The sequence below is a fragment of the Rhizobium mongolense USDA 1844 genome, assembly GCF_000419765.1.
GTDB classification, from domain to species: domain Bacteria; phylum Pseudomonadota; class Alphaproteobacteria; order Rhizobiales; family Rhizobiaceae; genus Rhizobium; species Rhizobium mongolense.
The window spans coordinates 51,046-70,722 of the sequence record NZ_ATTQ01000011.1; the positions used below are offsets into that span (position 1 = coordinate 51,046).

Here is a 19,677-nt window from a genome sequence, read left to right on the forward strand (position 1 = left end):
GTTGATGGTGGAAACATGCAGAAAACATTCGGGCACGTCCTGACGGCACACAAGGGTCTTGGTCCAGGTTTTGACTTCCTCAGGATTGCCCTGGCTTTTTCAATCGTATTGGCACATTCATTTTTGCTGACCGGAAATGACGCTTTTTTCCGTTCGAGCCCGTTGTGGTTTGCAGAATACGCACTGGTTCCGATGTTCTTCGCTCTCAGCGGTTTTCTGATCGCCGGCAGCGCTCAGCGCCTCAGCCTGAAAAACTTTCTTTTGAACCGCGGACTGCGCATCGTCCCTGCTCTTGCGGTCGATATCGTCGTCTGCGCGCTCATCATCGGCCCGCTGGTGACGACCGTCGCTTTGCGTGACTATGTTCTCGGCGCCGACTTCTACAAGTATTTTCTCAACATCATCGGCTGGATTCATTACAGCCTGCCGGGTGTATTTGAGGAGAACCCGACGCATCGGGTGAACGGAGCTCTGTGGACCGTGCCATGGGAAATCTTCTGCTACATCATCATGTCTGCGCTCATGATCACCTCGACCATCAAGTCATGGCAGAAGCTGGCAGTTTTGACCGGTGGCTTTATCCTGAGCGGGCTTATCGTCCAGTTCTTCGGACATCTGCTGCCCTATCGCGTAAACCTGGTCTTGAGCACGCTGTTCGTCAGCCGCGGCGCCCAGCTGGTATTTGCGTTTCTGCTCGGCATCTTGGCCTATCAATTGCGGGATTTCATTCCGCATAAAAAATCACTGTTCTTGGCCAGCATGGCAGTTTCCGTCCTGGCGATGCTGTTCTTGAGCAGCCCCTCCATCGAGAGCGTGCCAAACAGACTGCTCGTAATCCCAGCGCTCGTCTATATCACCGTCTTTGTCGGTCTGACGCCGGTGCCCCTGCCCTCCGTCTTTCACAAGGGCGACTATTCTTATGGCGTCTATCTTTATCACGACCCCTTTCTTCAAATTTTGATCAGTCTGGCGCCGGGCCTGTTCCTGATCCCGAAAACCGGCGCGCTCGCGCTCTATGCTATCGGCATCTGCGCCGCGATGGGCATCGCGGTCTTTTCCTGGCATATGATCGAGAAGCCGATCTTGGGCATGCGAAAGAAATTCTCGTTCGTTGCAAAGGCGCGAGGCGTCGACGAGAATGCGGATATAAAGATTCTGCCCGTCGAGAAACCGGTAAAGGCATAGTTGGCAAAGGGGCGGACACCCCTGCGATCTCTGCCGGCATTTTTACAGCCGGTGCGGTTCTGCAACGGCAAGCTGGCGGCAGAAATAGGCAAAATCAATGAGACGTCACGTGACCGCATCCGCCTTCGACCACCCATTCCTCAGCGGCCTTTTCGGAGACGATGAGATATCGGCCCATCTTTCGGCCGATGCCGACATCCGCGCCATGCTCTCCTTCGAGGCTGCACTTGCCAAGGCCGAAGGCGCCCATGGCCTGATCCCGCAAAGGGCAGCAAGCCGCATTGCCGAAGCTTGTCGAGGTTTCACTGCCGACATCGCGGGCCTCAACGTTGCGACCGCCAGAGACGGCGTCGTCGTTCCCGATCTCGTCACGCAACTGCGCACGTCGGTGGGTGGCGAGGTGGCCCAGTACGTCCATTTCGGGGCGACCAGCCAGGACGCCATCGATACCAGCCTGATGATCAGGCTAAAGGCGATCGTCTTTCTTTTTTCCGGTCGGCTCGATGCCATTGTTCGCGCTCTCGACGCGCTCGATCGCCAGTACGGCCAGAACAGTCTGATAGGCCATACCCGCATGCAGGCGGCAATCCCGATTGCCGTTTCCGATCGTCTGCGGACATGGCGAGCGCCGCTTGAAGGTTATCATGACCGGCTAAGGGGACAGAGGTTTCCCATCCAGTTCGGTGGCGCGGCCGGGACGCTGGACCGGCTGGGCGGCAAGGCTGCCGCCATTCGCGCGTCGCTCGCCCAGGAACTTGGACTGACCGACGAGCCTCAATGGCAAAGCCAGCGCGCGCCAATCGCCGACCTTGCCAACCTCTTTTCGCTGATCACCGGCAGCCTGGGGAAGATGGGCCAGGACATCGCCCTTCTGGCGCAGGCAGGCGGCGAGATCGAACTTGCTGGCGGCGGAAGGTCGTCAGCCATGGTGCACAAGCAAAACCCGGTCGGCGCCGAAACGCTTGTCGCATTTTCCCGCTTCAACGCCGCCCAACTTTCAGCCATCCACCAAGCGCTTGTGCACGAACAGGAACGCTCGGGTGCCGCCTGGACACTTGAATGGCTCGTGCTGCCGCAGATGATCATGGCGACCGCCGGCGCCCTGCGGCTTGCGCGCGAGCTGACCGGCAATATCCTCCGCCTCGGGGGCTCGTAGACAAGCTTCCTTCCTCACCCTTCATCGCAGCCTCAGGCAGATGCGTAACATAATGCACCAGTTATGAATTACCGTATTTATTTCATTTTACATTACCGTTTCGCATGACACACTGACGTGAAATTTAGCTGCGCGCTAACCCGGCGGTGGAGTCCGCCGTGCATAAAGGGAGAGGAAAGATGAAACAGCTGGTTCTGGCCGCTGCGGCGGCGATCGTCATGGGTACCGCCGCCTATGCCGACGCGATCAAGGTCGGGGTCGTTGGACCGTTTTCGGGTCCGTTCGCGCTGCAAGGCAAGAACTTCAAGGCCGGGATCGACGCTTATATGGCAACGAATGGTGCCAAGATCGGCGACAATACCGTCGAAGTCATATATCGCGATCTGCCGGCCGCCGATCCGGCCAAGTCCAAGGCGCTTGCCCAGGAACTCGTCGTCAAGGAGAAAGTCCAGTATCTGGCCGGGTTCTATTTCACGCCGGACGCAATGGCCGTCACGCCCATCTTGGAACAGGCCAATACGCCGCTCGTGATCATGAATGCCGCAACCTCTGCCATCGTCACCAAGAGCCCTCTGGTCGTCCGTACATCCTTCACCCTTTGGCAAACCTCCATGCCAATCGCCAAGGTCGCTTTCGACAAAGGCATTAAGAAGGTCATCTCGGTTGTCAGCGACTACGGTCCGGGGGTCGACGCTGAAAACGCCTTCAAGGCGGGCTTCGAAAAGCAAGGCGGGGAAATCGTCGAAGCGATCCGTATGCCACTCGCCACCAACGATTTCAGCCCGATCATGCAGCGCATCAAGGATTCGGGTGCTGAGGGCGTCTTTGCCTTCCTGCCGTCCGGTCCGCCGACGCTTGGCTTCGTGAAGTCCTATAGTGAGAATGGCCTGAAAGCCGCCGGCATCCAGCTCTTTGCCACCGGCGACCTGACGCAGGAATCCGACCTTCCGGCGCTCGGCGATGCCGCGCTCGGCATATTGACGACATACCACTACGCCGTTTCGCATGACTCGCCCGAAAACAAGGCCTTCGTTGCGGCCGCCGGCAAGGCACTTGGCAATCCGGCCGAACTCACCTTCCCAGCCGTCGGGGCCTATGACGGCATGCACGTCATCTACAAGATGATCGAGGCAACTGGCGGTAAGCAGGATGCTGAAAAGGCTGTGGAAGCCGTAAAGGGCCTTTCCTGGATGAGCCCGCGCGGCCCCGTGTCCATCGATCCCGAAAGCCGCCACATCACAGAAAATATCTACCTGCGCGAAGTCGCCAAGGATGCGGACGGCAAATACATCAACAAGGAAATCCAGACCTTTGAGAAGCAGGGGGATCCAGGTCTGGCGGCGACGAAGTAGGGAGCAAGGCTTTCACCGGCAGGTGTTTGGGGCGGGACGACGTCCTCAACCACGCAGCGCGGGCTTCAGTACCTGCTGAACGAGATAAGGAACACACGAGCCTCATGCAGACTGTCTTCAGCATTGCCGTCGACGCGCTTGCCTATGGCATGGTGCTGTTCGTGATCTCGATCGGCCTTTCGGTCACCATGGGCCTGATGCGGGTCGTCAACCTCGCCCACGGCGCCTTCGCCATGATCGGCGGGTACATTGCCTCCTATGCAGCGCGCGATCTTGGCCTTGGCTACGGAATCGCAGTTCTTGTCGCCGTCACTGGAACCATCGTCATCGCCATTCCGATCGAACGCTTCCTCTACCGGCGCATCTACGGCGCGCCGGAACTGACCCAGGTTCTGATGACGATCGGCATCACCTTCTGCATCATCGGCATAGCCAACTACGTCATGGGGCCGACGCTGAAGACCATCCCATTGCCAGACGGCCTGCAGGGCTCCGCCGATCTAGGCTTCCGCACCATTCCGGTGCATCGGCTTTTTGCCATCTTCTGCGGCCTCGCCGTCGCGGGCGCCCTCTGGTACACGATCGAAAAGACAAGTTTCGGTGTAAAACTGCGCGCATCCGTCGATAATGCCGCCATGGCCGCCGCGCTTGGGGTGCGCACGGAGATCATCTATGCACTGAGCTTCGCAGTCGCCGTCGGCCTGGCCGCCTTTGGCGGCGTGGTCGGCGCCGAGCTCTTGCCGGTCGAGCCCTATTATGCGCTGCGCTACATGGTGACTTTCCTCGTCGTTGTCTCCGTCGGCGGCGCAGGCTCGATTCCCGGCGCACTGATCGCCTGCCTGGTTCTTGGCGGCATCGACACCACGGGCCGCTACCTGATGCCGGAATACGGGGAATTCTTCTTCTATCTCGCCGTCATTGCAATCATCTGCGTTTTTCCGCGCGGCTTTGCCGGAAGGGTGAAGTAGGATGACGCTCGCCATGAACACGCAAACCACGACAGCAGTGCACATCCGGCGCAATCGCTTTTTCGGCCGCGATACGGCCGGCATTGCCGCAATCGTCGCGCTCGCCAGCATCGGCTATTTACTCTTCCCGGATAACCTTGCGCTGTTGACGCGCGTCATCGCAATCGCATTGCTCGTTCTCTCGCTCGATCTCGTCACCGGATATTGCGGTGTGGCGACGCTCGGCCATGCCGCACTCTTCGGTTCCGGCGCCTATGCAGCGGGCATCGTCTCGGCCCATTTCGGCATCACCGATCCTCTTTTGATGACGCTTGCCGGTATCACCGGTGGCGCTGCTGCAGGCCTCGTCTGCGGCATCGTCATCCTGCGTGCCCACGGCCTGCCGCAGCTTGTCCTTTCGATCGCGCTCATCAACCTCTTCCACGAATTCGCCAACAAGGCATCTTCCTGGACCGGCGGCAGCGATGGCCTGTCCGGCATCTCGGCCGATCCGATCTTCGGCACCTTCGAGTTCGACCTTTACGGCCATACCGCCTATGTTTTCGGGGTGATCCTGCTGCTTGTCGTTTTCATTCTTCTCCGCCTTGTGGTGCGTTCGCCCTTTGGCATGCTCTGCCGTGGCATCAAGGAAGATGCCTTGCGCATCCGGGCCATGGGCGCCTCGCCGAAAGCGGCGCTGATGAAGATGTATGTCATTTCCGGCGCCGTCGCCGGTGTCGGCGGAGCGCTCAATGCCATCTCCACACAGGTGGTCGGCCTCGACAGCCTCTCCTTCACGCTTTCGGCCGAAAGCCTCGTGATGCTCGTTCTCGGCGGCACCGGCACGCTCTTCGGTGCGCTCTCCGGCACCGTCATCTTCATGCTCTTCGAAGATTATGTCTCGGCTGCAAGCCCGTTCCACTGGCTGACGATGGTCGGCGCGCTACTGGTCGCTGTCGTCCTCTTCGCGCCGAAGGGCCTTTATGGGACCGCAACTGCCTTTTTCGTCCGCCGGAAGGAGACTGCGCAATGAGCCCCGTCTTCGAAGTCGTCAATCTCAGGAAATCCTTCGGCGGCCTCGTGGTGACCAACGATGTATCGATCTCGATGGCAGCAGGTGACCGCGTGGCGCTCATCGGCCCGAACGGCGCTGGCAAGACCACTTTCGTCAATCTCGTCACTGGCAACCTTTCGCCGGACGCCGGCGATGTCCGCCTCGGTGGCGAGACCGTGACCAGAATTGGTGCGGCGGGCCGCGTCAGGCGCGGCCTCGTCCGTTCCTTCCAGGTCACACGGCTCTTCCAGGAAATGACGCCGGCCGAACACGTCGCGCTTGCGATCCTGCAGCGTGACGGCCTCACTGGCCGGATGTTCGGCAACTATCTCGCGATGCCGGACCTCATGGCAGAAGTCACCGATCTGCTCGGCACGCTCGGCCTTGGGGATCTCATGTGCCGCAGGGTCAGTGAAATTGCTTATGGACAGCAGCGTCTCCTCGAGATTGCCGTCGCCATGGCACTGAAACCGAAGGTGCTGTTGCTTGATGAACCTGCTGCCGGCGTGCCGCAAAGCGAGACCGCCCGGATCGAGCAGGCGCTCGCCGATCTGCCGGCCGATCTCGCGGTGTTGATGATCGAGCACGACATGGACCTCGTGTTCCGCTTCGCCAGGCGTGTCATCGTGCTTGCGGCAGGCACCATTATTTTCGACGGCTCGCCGGTCGAGGTCACCAAGGATGCCCGCGTGCGCGAGGCCTATCTCGGGAGCTATGCCAATGCCAGCCACGCCGCTTGAGGTCGACAATCTCTCCGCTGGCTATGGACCGACGCGGGTTCTCGAAAACGTTTCATTCGCCGTGGCCGCAGGCGCCCGCCTTGCCATCCTCGGCCGCAACGGAATGGGCAAGACAACGTTGCTTGCGACGCTTGCCGGACAGACCAGGCGTTATGACGGCCGCATCCGCCTCGGCTCCGCAGACCTCACCGCCATGGCCAGCTCAGCTCGCGCCCGTCAAGGGCTCGGTTATGTGCCGCAGGCGCGCTGCATCTTCCCGACGCTGACGATTGAGGAAAACCTCTTCGTCGGCCTCAAAGGACGGCCGAAGACGGCGCTTGAAGAGGCGTATGCGATGTTTCCACGTCTGAAGGAGCGCCGCCGCAATCTCGGCGGCCAACTCTCCGGCGGCGAGCAGCAGATGTTGTCGACTGCCCGCACGATTGTCGGCCGCCCCTCCGTTCTGCTGCTTGACGAACCCCTGGAAGGTCTCGCACCCATCATCTGCGAAGAGTTGATGGCCGCGTTTTCCGAACTCGCCAAGACCGGCGACATGACGATCCTGCTTGTCGAACAACGCATCCAGAGTGCGCTCGACTTCGCCGATCAGGTCATCATCCTCGAACGGGGGCGCCTTGCCTGGACCGGCACGCCCGCGGCGCTATCGACGGATCACGCCGCCGTGGAACGTCTGCTCGGGGTCGGCGGGCTGCACTAGGTCACGTGGCGGGGCGCCTCGTCATTCGTTATGTCGAAAGCCGTGTCATAGGTGACCGTGCCGGACGGCATTTCACCGCTGAAGCACAGTGCCTGAAAATATTCGGCCGGAACACCTGCAAGCCTGAGGCGAGCATCCGCCTTGAAGCCGAACCGGCCGTAATATTTGGGATCGCCAAGCAGGACGCATCCCTGGGCGCCGAGTTTGCGGATGGCTGCAAGTCCATCCTTCACCAGACCAGTACCGATCCCCTCGCCCTGCCTTTCGGGTGTTACCGCGATTGGTCCGAGGCCGTACCAGCCCAAGTCCCTGCCGTTGATCATCACCGGCGAGAACGCGATATGGCCGACGATACGGCCTTCATCTTCGGCAACGAGCGTCGCGCAAAGCGCTCTGTTCCCGCGCAGGGCATCGACAATTGCTGCTTCCGTCTGGCTGCTGTAGGCCTTGCCGGCAAACGCCGTGCTGACCAGCGCGCGGATCGCCGGGATATCGGCTTTTGTCTCGTTGCGGATGCGCATGATGAACCTCCGTTGCAGTGCCGCACATAACAGACCGGAGCGCCTTGCGTCAAAACGATGCTTGCATCGACCCAAGGACTCCTCTTCAATCGGGCACCGCGATAATGGAGCCCCGCTTGTCTTTCCCCTTGTTCGACCTCACCGGCCGCCGAGCGCTTGTTACCGGCTCCAGCCAGGGCATCGGTCATGCGCTGGCCCTCGGCCTTGCAGAACACGGCGCTTCCCTGGTCATCAATGGCCGCAATGCCGAGAAGGCGGGAGCCGCAGCAGAGACGATCAGGGCAAGGGGATTGCATGCGCTGAGTGCCGCCTTCGACGTGACCGATGCTGCCGCCGCGCGCGATGGCGTCGCCTATATCGAAAGCGAGATCGGCCCGATCGACATCCTCGTCAACAATGCCGGAATGCAGTTTCGAACGCCGCTGGAATCTTTCCCGATCGAAAAGTGGGATGAACTGCTTAAGACCAATGTCTCAAGCATTTTCTACGTCAGCCAGCCTCTGGCGCAGGCGATGATCAGGCGCGGCAGGGGCAAGATCATCAATATCGCCTCTCTCCAGGCTGAACTCGCCCGGCCGGGTATTGCTCCTTATACGGCGACCAAGGGTGCCGTCAGAAATCTCACCCGCGGCATGGCGACCGACTGGGCAAAGCACGGCCTGCAGGTGAATGCGATCGCCCCCGGCTATTTCAAAACGCCGCTCAACCAGGCGCTGGTGGACGATCCGAAATTCTCCGCCTGGCTGGAGACGCGCGCACCTGCAGGCCGATGGGGCAATGTCGAGGAACTGGTCGGCGCGGCGGTCTTTCTCGCTTCGGACGCTTCCTCCTTCGTCAATGGCCATATGCTGATGGTCGATGGCGGCATCGCCGCCAGCCTCTAGTGTTGCCGGCCACGCGAACGCAACCGGCAACGTTCTGCCAATATGACGGCCCTGCAATCGTTTGATCTCAATCTTGTGACATCCAATCCGACGAAGATGGGCTAGAAAAAGCGGAGAATTGTATTTTCGCCCCGGAAGAGCCACCTAATAGAGCAAGAGATGCCCGCCGACTTTCAGACTCCGGCATTTCCGTTTACGCAACGCAAACCATATCCGGCTGCTTTCGGATCCAACTCCTGCTGCCTTAGGAAAATCTACTCCTTCTGCTGCTAGCGATTGGCAGAATAGGCAAGATAGAGGCACCCCCGCGGAATTCCGCACTTCGCATCAGGGTTAAACTATGATTACGATAGCGCTGTGCGGGAGCCCGATTTTGAAGAACCATGAGTAACGATCAGTTTCAGGTAAAATTTTGGGGCGTTCGCGGCAGCATCCCGGTATCAGGCCCCGAGTTCGCTCACTACGGCGGCAACACCACCTGCATCGAACTGCGCTGCGGCGGCCACCGGTTGATCTTCGACGCAGGCTCGGGTCTGCGCGAGGCCGGGCTTGCGATGCTCAACGAAGGCGTCACGCAGGTCGATCTGTTCTTCAGCCACTGTCACTACGACCACATCATTGGATTGCCCTTCTTCAAGGCGATTTACTATCCCTCGATCAATCTCAACATCTGGTCCGGCCATCTCGACGGCAAGATGAGCACCAAGGATATGGTCGATCAGTTCATCAGCCCGCCCTGGTTTCCGGTAAAGACCGATATCTGCCAGGCAACGATGAACTTCCGTGATTTCCATGCCGGCGACATGCTTTCTCCGCGCGAGGGTGTGCGCATCAAGACCTACAAGCTGAACCATCCAGGCGGGGCGATCGGCTATCGCATCGAGTGGGGCGGCCGGATCGTCGCGCTTGTATTCGACGTCGAGCATATCCCCGGCACTTATGACCCGGTTTCTCTGGAACTGATGAAGGATGCGGATCTGGCGATCTACGACTGCACCTACAACGAAGACGAGATGCAGCGCTTCAAGGGCTTTGGCCATTCGACCTGGCAACACGGCATCGAATTGGCCAAAATGGCGGGAACGAAACGCTTCGCGCTCTTCCATCACGCACCCTCGCGCACGGACGAGCAGCTCGGCCAGATGGAAAAGAATGCCCAGGCGGCATTCCCCGGCGCCTTCGCCGCGCGTGACAATCAGGTCGTCGACATCTGATCTTTCAGCAGCTCAGCTGCCGGTTTCCATAAAATCGCCTGATGATTGTTGGCCTCTGAGAGAAATGCCTCGGTAAATTTCCACGCCGTCTCGTCATGCGCGAGGTGATGGGTCAGCAAACCGACCGGCTCGTTTCGGCCTTCGAAGCGGTCCTGCAGTTCTCCCACAAGTTCGCTTACAACTTCGTCATGCGGCCGGCCGACGCGCGGCCCCTTTCCGTCGGCTCGCCGTCCCATGATGTCGATATGGGTGTTAAGGAGCGGGATCGCCGCCCCCGCAGTCGCCCGGCCGAACGTCGACATGCATTCGAAACCAAGTGCCGGGAGCTTGGGAACAAGGCTGTCGTCGATGCGGTTCCATGGCGGCACCAGCATGGGAATGAACCTGGCCGGATGCAGCCGCTGCAGCGTCAGGAACCCTTCATAAAGTTCGCCAAGCACGGCCTCCCCCAGCCGGTGTCCGCCAAGTTCCTGCTTTTTTTCTTGCGGCGACGCGTAATTCTCATGCGACCAGCCATGCACGGCAACGCTGACCCCGCTCGTACCCGAAAGCCGTTGAGAAAGTGCTGGACCGGTGTTTGCCGGGATAACGGCAACGGTCACCGGCGTCTCATGCGCGCTTGAGAGGCCGAGCAATCTGTCGAGCGCCGCCGTCGGCTCGATCGCATCGTCATCGCGCCACCAGAAGCGGGCCACCTTTCCAGCCTCCCGCCAGCGCGCGAGTTCCTCACGGAGGGGTTCCCAGATCGAACTGCCGCTCATGGTTCAACTCCTGCGTATCGTTTCAGTATTCTGTCGAGGTCTAAGGCAGCGATCTCCAGCGATCGCTCCTTCAGCACGAAGTGCCGCGCCGCCGCGCCCATCTCCTGGCGTCGCGCCGGATCGTCCAGCAGGCGGCCGATGGCGGCGGCAAAGGCGTCGACATCGCCATCTGCCGTCAATATGCCGGTCACCCCATCTTCAATGACCGCTGGCACGCCCGCTGTTCGCTGCGCCACCACAGGCAGGCCGCTCGCCTGCGCCTCGAGATAGGCAAGGCCATAGGCTTCACCGCAACCAGGCCAGACATAGATCCCCGATCGAGCAAGCAGACTTGCGACGTCTGACGCACTTCGTTTGCCCAGCCAATCGATGCGGGCGGGCGCGAAATCCGAAAACAGCGCCTCGACTTGCGCCCGCATCGGGCCATCGCCGATGATGCCGAGCGTCCAGGCCTTGTCTTCGATTGCGCGCAGTGCCGCAGCCAGCACCTTATAGCTCGCCATCTTGTCGCCGGCGCGCATCATGGCGACCGTCACGAGCCGTTTGGAATCCGGCCGCAGATCGATGTTCTTGATCGATGCCGTGTCGATGAACGGCCTGATTGAAGCAAGCCGGGCCTCGGGAACGGCCTGCCCGATCCCTGCTCCGTCGCGTTCCGTGAGCACGATGTTGACCGCCGCCTGCCGGATTGCCGCCGCGACCGTCGCCTGCGCCGATGCCCAGCCGCTGGCGTCACGTTTGCGGGAATAGGACGCCTCGGCAGTGACGTAGGGAATGCCGAATTCGGCCGCAAGCACGGGTCCGAAGGGATCCGGCGATTTGTAGTACGGGTGATAGCAGAACCACAGATGCGGTTTTGGTCCACGGCGCCACGTACTTTTTAGCCGGGAAAGCTCCGCCTGCCGCTCGCCCTCAAGCATAGCTGCCGCCTCGGGAGTTGGCGCAAAATTGCGCAACTCGGAGGCGATCTCGACCGAATGACCGCAACGATGCAGCGCCTCGACAAGCAGCCGTGCCATCAGGCGGTCGCCGGATGGTGTCGGATGGTTTGGGGATTTCAGCGGCGCGTAAAATGCAATCCGCATCAGGACGCTCCATTGAAAAACCGCTTTATTGCGCCGCCCATCCAGCCTATCGCAAAAATTACCGCTATTGTCCGTTTCCTTAAAAGTTACTGATAAACATATGGAATGTGATCGTGGCTGGAGAAGATGGCATTTCGCTTTCACCTCAACATCTCTAGAGCATGATCCTCGAAGCTGTGAAACGGTTTTCCGCAGGTCAAAACGTCAAGAACGGAAATGAATGGCAACCATCGCGGATACAGGCATTTTTTCGGAGCGCAACATCCGGCGCGCCCGGCTAGGCTCAGGCCTTGTCATGTTCACTTTCGTGGTCCTCCACCTGTCGAACCATGCACTCGGCCTCATTTCCGTCGCTGCTGCCGATGACGGCCGCCGGCTGTTTGTCGCCCTTTGGCGAAATCCGCTCGGCACGCTGATCTTCTACAGCGCGATCTTCATTCACATCGTGCTGGTGCTTCGCTCGATATACATGCGTCGCAGCCTGGTCATGCCAAACGGTGAAATGGCCCAGATCGTGCTCGGCCTCGCCATCCCGCTGCTCTTGATCGATCATGTGGTCGGAACCCGTATCGTCCATGAACTTTACAGATACGCCGACAACTACGAAACGGTCGTTCGCCAGCTGTGGATCCTCTCCTTCGGCAACGGCATCCGGCAGGCGGTCGCCCTTATCGTCGTCTGGATCCACGGCTGCATCGGCCTGCATTTCTGGCTGCGCTACCGGCCTTGGTACGACGGTCTTGCACCGCTGCTTCTGGCGCTTGCCATCCTGCTGCCCGTGCTTTCGCTGCTCGGCTTTATCGAGATGGGCCGCACGATCGCCGAGCCGGACTATGAGGGTCTTGTCGACACCGGGCGCTATCAGGAAAACCTGAATACCCGCTATTATTCCGACCCGCACGCCCAGCGGCAGATCGCGATGATACGCGCCGGGCTCTATGGCAGCTTCTCGCTGGCGCTCCTGTCGGTCGTCGCCGCGCGCACCCGCCGCAAGTGGAAGGAGCGCACTGACCAGATTGCCGTGCACTATCCGGGGGGCGAGACGATCAAGGTGCCGCGCGGTTTTACGGTGCTGGAGGCGAGCCGTCTCGGCGGGCTGCCGCATTACTCGGTCTGCGGCGGCAAGGGACAGTGCTCCACCTGCCGCGTTCAGATCCTCGGCGATTACCAACGCCTGCCGCAACCTGATCAACTGGAGCAGAAGACGCTCGAGCGCATCAATGCGGCGCCGGACGTGCGCCTCGCCTGTCAGCTGCGCCCGGACCATGACATCACCGTCGCGCCACTTCTGATCCCGGCGACCGAAACGGCCCTTCCTGCCAACACGCAGGAAACAAGTCCTGGCCGGGAGCGTGAAATTGCCGTGCTTTTCTGCGATATTCGCAATTTCACGAGTCTGACGGAAACCCGGCTGCCCTTCGACATCGTTTTCCTGCTCAACCGATACTTCGCCCTTGTCGGCAAGGCAGTGGAACAGGCCGGCGGACGGATAGACAAGTTCATTGGCGACGGCGCCATGGCCCTTTTTGGCATCGGCACTTCGCCTGGCGAGGCCTGCCGCCAGGCGCTGAAGGCAGCCGAAACGATCACGTCGGAAATTGAAAAACTCGGCACCGAACTCGCCGATGAACTGACGATACCGCTTCAGATCGCGATCGGCATTCATTTTGGGCCGGCCGTCGTCGGGACGATGGGGTACGGCAGGGTGCGAAATCTCACCGCCGTCGGCGACACGGTAAACGTTGCCAGCCGTCTTGAAAGCGCCGCCAAGGAGTTTGAGGCAGCGCTCGTCATTTCCGAGCCTGTGGCCGATCTGTCGGGCGCCGATATGCGCGGCATCGAAAGCCGCGACATCAGTGTGCGCGGCCGGGCGCTGCCTTTGAAAGTCTATGTGATCCACAAGGAACAGGCGGGTGGGCCGCTCAATGGGAAAGCCTGATGGTCGTTGACGCGTTGGGATCAAAAAAATACTGGCGAAAGCGCCTGCGCAGAGCGCGGAACGCCGTGGCAAGCCGCTTCTTCGACACGCGCTTCGGCCGGCGGTTGCTCATCGAGAACATCGGCCCGCGGGTCGTTTCCATGACCGTTGATGCCGGCGATCATCTGATGACCTTTTCGCCATCCGACTATATCGGCCGCAAGGTCTTCCGAAAGGGGCATTTCGAGCGCGGGAACGTCGATCGACTCCTGGCGTTGCTGCGCGAGCGCGGCCTTTTGCGAAAGGACGGCGTCCTGCTCGAGCTTGGCGGCAATATCGGCACGCAGACGGTCTATTTCGCGCTGAGCAACGCTTATTCGCGCATCGTCAGCGTCGAACCTGATCCTCGCAATTTCCGGCTGCTACAAACCAACATGAGCCAGAACCGGCTGGAGGAGACGGTCAGGCTCGTCAACTGCGCCGCAGGCGAGACTGCAGGGGAGATCGATTTCTTTCTCAACGCAACGAACCATGGAAAGAGCAGCGCCATTCGACAGAGTTCATCGGATATGAAGGTGAGCGTCCCGGTAAAGCCGGTGAGCGACATCCTCCGCGAGGCGGGTTTCAATCCGGACGACGTCAGCCTCGTCTGGATGGACATCGAAGGCTACGAGCCTGTCGCCTGCCGCTCCATGGCTCCGCTGATGTCGCAGCGCGTGCCGCTCTACATGGAATTCACACCCATGTTCTACGGCCCTGAACAGACCCGCGATTTCGTAACGATGCTTGCCGGCTGCTATGAGGATTGCGTCGTCTTCTTCGAGGAGGGCGAGCAGGAAATGAAGGTCCGCGACCTGCCAGGCGGCATTGATCAGTACGACGTTCTCCTGCTGCCCTGATCCCTCGCTTGCGGCATTTATGGCAAGGGATTGATGGGAGTTGACGCCAGCAAGGACGGCCGAAGCCGACGCAAGCGTGGCGTTTTGCGTCCGCTTGCCGCATCGCTGGCGGCAATGATGTCTTTGACCGTCGTCTCCTGGTTGTCATCGGTGCGGATGACCGGACCGAAGGCGCCTCATCGAATGCACAAGCGGCCTACGGCACGGGAAACCCGCGCACCTAAGCAGGCTTATTTCCGCCGGTAGAGAAAATACCGTCCTTCCTTGATTCCGTCAGGCAGCGGCAGCGGCTCAAGCTCGGGCCAATCGAGCGGCAGACCGCTGACGGCGATGCCGCCCCTTGTAAGAACACCGGCCACCAGCTGCGGCAGCCACGTCAGCGTTATTGCATCGATCTCGTCATGGCCCGTTCCAATATCGGCATGGGCAAGTGCTGCACCGGTACCGATGAAGGCTTGGCCGCTTTCGCGGATATCGCCCGTCACCATGTCGTTGGCAGGCGGGGTCGAGGCCGAATAGGAATGCACCTCGCGATCGAATGCGATTATCCGGCGGGTCGGGAAGTGCTCGCGCAAATGATCATAGGTCCGGCCATTTCCAAGGCCGAATTCCAAAACCGGACCTTCTGTCTCCTTCACCAGATCACAGATGGAATTGAGGATGTCGCGCTGAGCCGTCAAACGGCGGATGAAGCTGTCGAGGCGGCTCATCTATGTCCTTGTCCGTCATTCGTTTTTGCAATCCGGTGCTATCACATGAAACCGCGCAAAGTCGACCACCGTAAATCAAAATGCCGTTGCCGCGGCGACACGCGTCTGTGATAAGGTCGGATCATGAATGCCGTTCCGGATCAACAATTCTTCGCGACAGTGCCGGTCTTCACCGATTTCGAGGACGTGACCGATGCTGGAAACTACCGGCCACTGCCGGACGGCTGGATTTTGGCGCTTGCCGATATCGTCGGATCGACGCAGGCGATCGAAGCCGGACGCTACAAGGACGTCAACATGGCGGGCGCCTCTGTTATCTCCGCCGTGTTGAATGCCGTCAGCAAGGGCGATTATCCCTTCGTCTTCGGTGGCGACGGGGCACTCATCGCTCTACCGGGATCACTCGAAATGATTGCGCGCGATGCGCTCGCAGCCGTGCAGGTCTGGGCCGAAGAAGAGCTCGGCTTCATCTTGCGCGCCGCCGTCGTGCCGCTCGCCGATATCCGCCGCGAAGGTCTCGATGTCATGATCGCCCGTTATTCCGCGAGCCCCTACGTCAGCTACGCGATGTTTTCGGGAGGCGGCAACAGCTGGGCCGAACGGCAGATGAAGGACGGCAACTACGCCGTTTCGCGCGCCGCGCCAGGCACCCGGCCGGACCTCGCCGGCCTCTCCTGCCGCTGGAACCCGATTGAATCGCGACATGGAGAAATCGTCTCCATCATTGCCGTTCCCGACGCAATGGGGGCAGGCGCGGAGTTTCAGCAACTGGTCACGGCAATCGTCGCAATTGCCGCCGAGCAGGGCCGCGGCGGCCATCCGATACCCCCGGAAGGTCCCAAGCTCTCCTTTTCGATGAAAGGCATCGATCGCGAAGCAAAGGTAACTGCACCGAAGGGAAAGCGCTTCCTGACAAAGCTCTTCATCGTGCTGCAGCTCGCCCTCCTTTCCGTGCTCTATAAAATTGGCATGCCGCTCGGCAAATTCGACGCCCAGCGCTACAAGGAGGATGTTGCCGGAAACTCGGATTTCCGCAAATTCGACGACGGGCTGAAGATGACGATCGATGTAGATGCCGCACGTCTGAAGCGGATCGAAAAGCTGCTCGATCAAGCGCAAGCCGGCGGCATTGCCCGTTACGGCCTGCACCGGCAGAAATCGGCGCTTATGACGTGTTTCGTGCCGACGCCGCTCTCACGCGACCACATGCATTTCATAGACGGCGCAAACGGCGGCTATGCCGTTGCCGCCGGCAAGATCACCGGCAAGGCTGTGTCGGCGCCAAGCGTCACGCCTTGATGACGTGACCTGCCGAAAGGCCGAGCCGTTTGAAGACGTTTCGCGTGTCGACAATGAGCGGCGCGTTTTTGACAAGCGTGGCGTAATCGACCTGGTCGTGATCGGTTGCGACCAGCACCGCGTCGTAATCTACCAAAACCTCCGGCGCAAGCGCCACGGATTTGCGTCCTTTCAGGGCCTGATATTCGCGGGTCGGCGGAATTTCGGCCACAAACGGATCGTGATAATCCGCCTTGCCGCCACGCTCCTCAATGATCTCGATCAAGCGTAGCGACGGGCTCTCGCGGATATCTGCGACATTCTTCTTGTAGGCAAGACCGAGGACCAGAACCTTGCTGCGGCTCAGTGCCTTCCCGCAACGGATATCCAGTGCTTCTGCAAGTTTGCCGACGACATAACGCGGCATCGCCGAATTGATCTCGCCCGCAAGTTCGATGAAGCGCGTCGGCAGTTCGTACTCGCGGGATTTCCATGTCAGATAGAACGGATCGATCGGAATGCAGTGGCCGCCGAGTCCAGGCCCAGGATAGAACGGCATATAGCCGAACGGCTTGGTCTTGGCCGCGTCGATCACTTCCCAGACATCGATGCCCATCGCCGCATAAACGGTCTTCAGCTCGTTGACGAGTGCAATATTGACCGAGCGAAAGATGTTCTCCGTAAGCTTCACCGCTTCGGCCGTCGCGTTGGAAGAAACCGGAACCACGGTTTTCACCGCCGCGCCATAAAAGGCTTTCATCAGGTCCAGCGCTTCCGCGCCGTCGCCAGCGACCACCTTCGGAATGGTCGCGGTGTGATAGTGCTGGTTGCCGGGATCCTCGCGCTCTGGAGAAAAGCCGACGAAGAAATCCGCGCCCGATTTCAGGCCCGTCTTTTCCAGGATGACCTTCACGACGTCGTCCGTGGTGCCGGGATAGGTCGTCGATTCCAGAACGACGAGCTGGCCGGCACGAAGATGCGCTGCGATCGAGCGTGACGTCGCTTCGACATAAGAAAGATCCGGATCGCGATGCTTCGTAAGCGGCGTCGGCACGCAGATGACGATTACGTCGCAGGCCGCAAGGCCAGAAAAGTCCGTCGTCGCCGAAAAGCGGCCCGCCTCCCTCTCGGCGCTCAATGCCTCGTCGGCCACTGCGTCGATATAGGATTTGCATGCATCGAGCGCCACGATCTTCTTCGGATCGATGTCGAAGCCGGTCACTTCGAAACCGCTTCGCGCAATTGCAATCGCCAGCGGCAGGCCGACATAGCCGAGCCCGATGACGCCCGCACGGGCCGAGCGGTCTTTAATCTTTGCGGAAAGGTCGGCGAAGGAGGATGGGCTGGCCAAGACAGGTCTCTTCAGTAAGAGGAAGTTAGGCCGTGAGATAATGCAAGATTGCCCAGATTGAAACCCGCCGTCTTCTAACGGCGATGTGAAGCCGGCGTGATCGCTTGCTCGCATCGGGCCGCATCTACCAGGGCAGGTTTTTCCGGTGTGACCAAAAAGACTCGCAAGCTGCTCGAGATGATTGTCCAAGCGGAGAAAAATGCACCGATGCCATTGTTTCGCATTGCCGGCGCGCCTATTTAAATCGAATAAGTGAATGACGGAAAGGGCTGCCCGTCCTCCCGGTTTTTGTGGGTTTGACAGGTACGTTTGCCGGTTCCTCGGCAGATCGTTGACACGATAATACCGCTCGTCCATCTTGAATTTCCGCCCTGCGCACGACAGTGCCGCGGGCCGGTTTTCTATCGTCTTCAGGAACGGACGTGCTTTATGAGGATAATGCCAAGAATGAGCACGATCGAATCCAGCGTGTCCTCCATCCTTCTGGACCGCGTCGCCGAATGGCTGACAAATTCCTCGCTTGCCGGTGATGATCTCGAAAACATCGTTCGCGGGTTCTGCGAGCGGATTGCCGCCGCCGGTCTCCCGATCGCGCGCGTGCACCTGACCTTTTCGATGCTTCATCCGCTCTATGACGCTTTGGGCTTCACCTGGCGGCGTGCGAGCGGCGTCACGATCGAAGGCTACCGCCATTCGGTGGGCGCAAAACCCGACCGTTTTCTCCAAAGCCCGTATTACTATCTTCTCGACAATAATCTGCAGCATATCCGCCGCCGCATCTCGCTTGATGGCGCTGCGGAATTCCCGATCTTCGAGGACCTGCGCGCCGAGAAGATCACCGACTATCTCGCCTTCGTGCAGCCCTTCGGCGACGGTTCTGTCCAGGGCATGATGGGCTCGTGGTCGACGGACAATCATTTTGGCTTTTCCGACGACATGATCGATGCGCTGCTGCGCATGCAGAACCATCTGGCCGTCGCCGCCAAGATGGCCGTGCTCGGCAAGCTCGCAAACAACATGCTAACGACCTATCTCGGCGGCGACGCAGGCAAGCGCGTGCTGAACGGCCAGATCCGCCGCGGCGACGGAGAAACGATCCGGGCCGCCCTTGTCATGGGCGACATGCGCCAGTCGACGATGTATGCCGAAAAGGAGGGCCGGCAGGCCTATATCGACACGCTGAACGAGTTCTTCGACGCGATTGCAGCACCTTTCAACCGCAACGGCGGCGAAATCTTGAGCTTCCTCGGTGACGGCTTTCTCGCAGTCTACCCCTGCGGCCGTCACAAGGATCCGTCGAAGATCGCCTCGCAGGCGGCCCTTTCTGCCGTCCATCAGGCGCAGGCCCGCGTTGCCGAGCTCAACAACGAACGCGCCGAAAAAGGTCTTGGCGCGATCAATTATGGCATCGGGCTGCATATCGGCAACGTGATGCTCGGCAATGTCGGCCTCAAGGACCGCCTGACGTTTTCGGCCTTCGGTTCGGCCGTCAACGAAGTCCAGCGTCTGCAGGCGCTGACAAAGAAGTACAATCGCGAGGTCGTCGCCAGCCAGGCGTTTGCCGGTTACTGCGGTGGTGAATGGACGACGCTTGGTGAAGAGAAGCTGCGCGGCATCCGCCAGAAGGTGACGATACTTCAGCCGCGCGCGCCCGCACCGGCACGCGCCATCGACGGGGATTTCCGCGAAGTCGCGCCAAATGGCCTTTCCGAAGCCGAACAGGTCATCCTCCTCCACCGCGATGCCAAGAAGCAGGCCAAGCGGGCGACGGCCGAGGGATTTGTTCAGTAGGCTGCGGCTGAAATGCTTGTTTTGTTTTTGTAAATCAGACGAAACGTGTCGGTTCCCCATGCCCGGTCATCAACTGGACACCCCGATTGCGGTACGATAGTGTGCCTTAACGGGAACAGAAAAGAGACTGGGGA

Annotated in this window: 18 protein-coding genes; 13 read left to right on the forward strand and 5 right to left on the reverse strand. The window is 60.0% G+C overall.

Annotation, left to right across the window (positions count from 1 at the left end; translation table 11 throughout):
* Nucleotides 1-15 precede the first annotated feature (15 nt).
* The 7 genes from A3C3_RS0121465 (at nucleotide 16) to A3C3_RS0121495 (ending at nucleotide 7,131) form a co-directional block, all read left to right on the forward strand.
* Nucleotides 16-1,185 (forward strand): acyltransferase family protein, encoded by a 1,170-nt coding sequence (locus tag A3C3_RS0121465; RefSeq protein WP_028739867.1) that lies wholly within the window; start codon nucleotides 16-18, stop codon nucleotides 1,183-1,185.
* Nucleotides 1,186-1,294: 109 nt separating this feature from the next.
* Entirely contained in the window at nucleotides 1,295-2,341 is a 1,047-nt protein-coding gene (locus tag A3C3_RS0121470; protein WP_028739868.1) for a 3-carboxy-cis,cis-muconate cycloisomerase, read from the forward strand.
* 179 nt (nucleotides 2,342-2,520) lie between these two features.
* Nucleotides 2,521-3,693 carry an ABC transporter substrate-binding protein gene (locus A3C3_RS0121475; RefSeq protein WP_022716645.1) on the forward strand — a complete coding sequence of 391 codons (1,173 nt, stop codon included), beginning with the start codon at nucleotides 2,521-2,523 and terminating at the stop codon, nucleotides 3,691-3,693.
* Between the two features lie 104 nt (nucleotides 3,694-3,797).
* Complete coding sequence (locus A3C3_RS0121480) at nucleotides 3,798-4,661, forward strand: branched-chain amino acid ABC transporter permease (protein ID WP_022716646.1); 864 nt, start codon at nucleotides 3,798-3,800, stop codon at nucleotides 4,659-4,661.
* A gap of 1 nt (nucleotide 4,662) precedes the next feature.
* Nucleotides 4,663-5,673, forward strand: coding sequence for a branched-chain amino acid ABC transporter permease (locus A3C3_RS0121485; protein WP_022716647.1), 1,011 nt, complete (start codon nucleotides 4,663-4,665; stop codon nucleotides 5,671-5,673).
* The gene (locus A3C3_RS0121490) at nucleotides 5,670-6,434 is read left to right on the forward strand and encodes an ABC transporter ATP-binding protein (RefSeq protein ID WP_022716648.1); all 765 of its coding nucleotides are present in this window, start codon (nucleotides 5,670-5,672) and stop codon (nucleotides 6,432-6,434) included. Before A3C3_RS0121485 ends, A3C3_RS0121490 begins: the two co-directional genes overlap by 4 nt.
* Complete coding sequence (locus A3C3_RS0121495; RefSeq protein WP_022716649.1) at nucleotides 6,415-7,131, forward strand: ABC transporter ATP-binding protein; 717 nt, start codon at nucleotides 6,415-6,417, stop codon at nucleotides 7,129-7,131. Before A3C3_RS0121490 ends, A3C3_RS0121495 begins: the two co-directional genes overlap by 20 nt.
* On the opposite strand, the gene A3C3_RS0121500 is transcribed toward A3C3_RS0121495, so the two are convergent.
* Entirely contained in the window at nucleotides 7,128-7,652 is a 525-nt protein-coding gene (locus A3C3_RS0121500; protein ID WP_022716650.1) for a GNAT family N-acetyltransferase, read from the reverse strand. The genes A3C3_RS0121495 and A3C3_RS0121500 overlap by 4 nt on opposite strands.
* A 116-nt stretch (nucleotides 7,653-7,768) precedes the next feature.
* On the opposite strand from A3C3_RS0121500, the gene A3C3_RS0121505 reads away from it, so the two are divergent.
* A complete protein-coding gene (locus tag A3C3_RS0121505; protein ID WP_028739869.1) occupies nucleotides 7,769-8,536 on the forward strand; it encodes an SDR family oxidoreductase in 768 nt (255 codons plus the stop codon).
* A gap of 383 nt (nucleotides 8,537-8,919) precedes the next feature.
* Nucleotides 8,920-9,750 (forward strand): MBL fold metallo-hydrolase, encoded by an 831-nt coding sequence (locus A3C3_RS0121510; protein WP_022716652.1) that lies wholly within the window; start codon nucleotides 8,920-8,922, stop codon nucleotides 9,748-9,750.
* Here A3C3_RS0121510 and A3C3_RS0121515 read toward each other — a convergent pair.
* Together A3C3_RS0121515 and A3C3_RS0121520 are read right to left on the reverse strand one after the other, a co-directional pair.
* Nucleotides 9,732-10,511: a polysaccharide deacetylase family protein gene (locus A3C3_RS0121515; protein WP_022716653.1), complete on the reverse strand. Its 780-nt coding sequence runs from the start codon at nucleotides 10,509-10,511 to the stop codon at nucleotides 9,732-9,734. The two genes, A3C3_RS0121510 and A3C3_RS0121515, sit on opposite strands and share 19 nt — an antisense overlap.
* On the reverse strand, nucleotides 10,508-11,596 hold the full coding sequence (locus A3C3_RS0121520) for a glycosyltransferase family 4 protein (protein ID WP_022716654.1): 1,089 nt from the start codon (nucleotides 11,594-11,596) through the stop codon (nucleotides 10,508-10,510). The genes A3C3_RS0121515 and A3C3_RS0121520 overlap by 4 nt, the downstream gene beginning before the upstream one ends.
* Before the next feature lie 220 nt (nucleotides 11,597-11,816).
* Between A3C3_RS0121520 and A3C3_RS0121525 the strand changes: the two genes are divergently transcribed.
* Both A3C3_RS0121525 and A3C3_RS0121530 read left to right on the forward strand, forming a co-directional pair.
* Entirely contained in the window at nucleotides 11,817-13,535 is a 1,719-nt protein-coding gene (locus tag A3C3_RS0121525) for an adenylate/guanylate cyclase domain-containing protein (RefSeq protein WP_022716655.1), read from the forward strand.
* Entirely contained in the window at nucleotides 13,535-14,413 is an 879-nt protein-coding gene (locus A3C3_RS0121530; protein ID WP_022716656.1) for an FkbM family methyltransferase, read from the forward strand. Before A3C3_RS0121525 ends, A3C3_RS0121530 begins: the two co-directional genes overlap by 1 nt.
* A gap of 230 nt (nucleotides 14,414-14,643) precedes the next feature.
* Here A3C3_RS0121530 and A3C3_RS0121535 read toward each other — a convergent pair whose 3' ends face one another.
* Entirely contained in the window at nucleotides 14,644-15,123 is a 480-nt protein-coding gene (locus A3C3_RS0121535) for a class I SAM-dependent methyltransferase (protein ID WP_022716657.1), read from the reverse strand.
* A gap of 123 nt (nucleotides 15,124-15,246) precedes the next feature.
* Here A3C3_RS0121535 and A3C3_RS0121540 point away from each other — a divergent pair, with 123 nt between their 5' ends.
* Nucleotides 15,247-16,422, forward strand: a complete 1,176-nt coding sequence (locus A3C3_RS0121540; protein WP_022716658.1) for a DUF3095 domain-containing protein — start codon at nucleotides 15,247-15,249, stop codon at nucleotides 16,420-16,422.
* Here the strand turns inward: A3C3_RS0121540 and A3C3_RS0121545 are convergent.
* Nucleotides 16,412-17,752 (reverse strand): nucleotide sugar dehydrogenase, encoded by a 1,341-nt coding sequence (locus tag A3C3_RS0121545; RefSeq protein WP_022716659.1) that lies wholly within the window; start codon nucleotides 17,750-17,752, stop codon nucleotides 16,412-16,414. The two genes, A3C3_RS0121540 and A3C3_RS0121545, sit on opposite strands and share 11 nt — an antisense overlap.
* A gap of 447 nt (nucleotides 17,753-18,199) precedes the next feature.
* On the opposite strand from A3C3_RS0121545, the gene A3C3_RS0121550 reads away from it, so the two are divergent.
* Entirely contained in the window at nucleotides 18,200-19,543 is a 1,344-nt protein-coding gene (locus tag A3C3_RS0121550; protein ID WP_022716660.1) for an adenylate/guanylate cyclase domain-containing protein, read from the forward strand.
* Nucleotides 19,544-19,677: the final 134 nt, after the last annotated feature.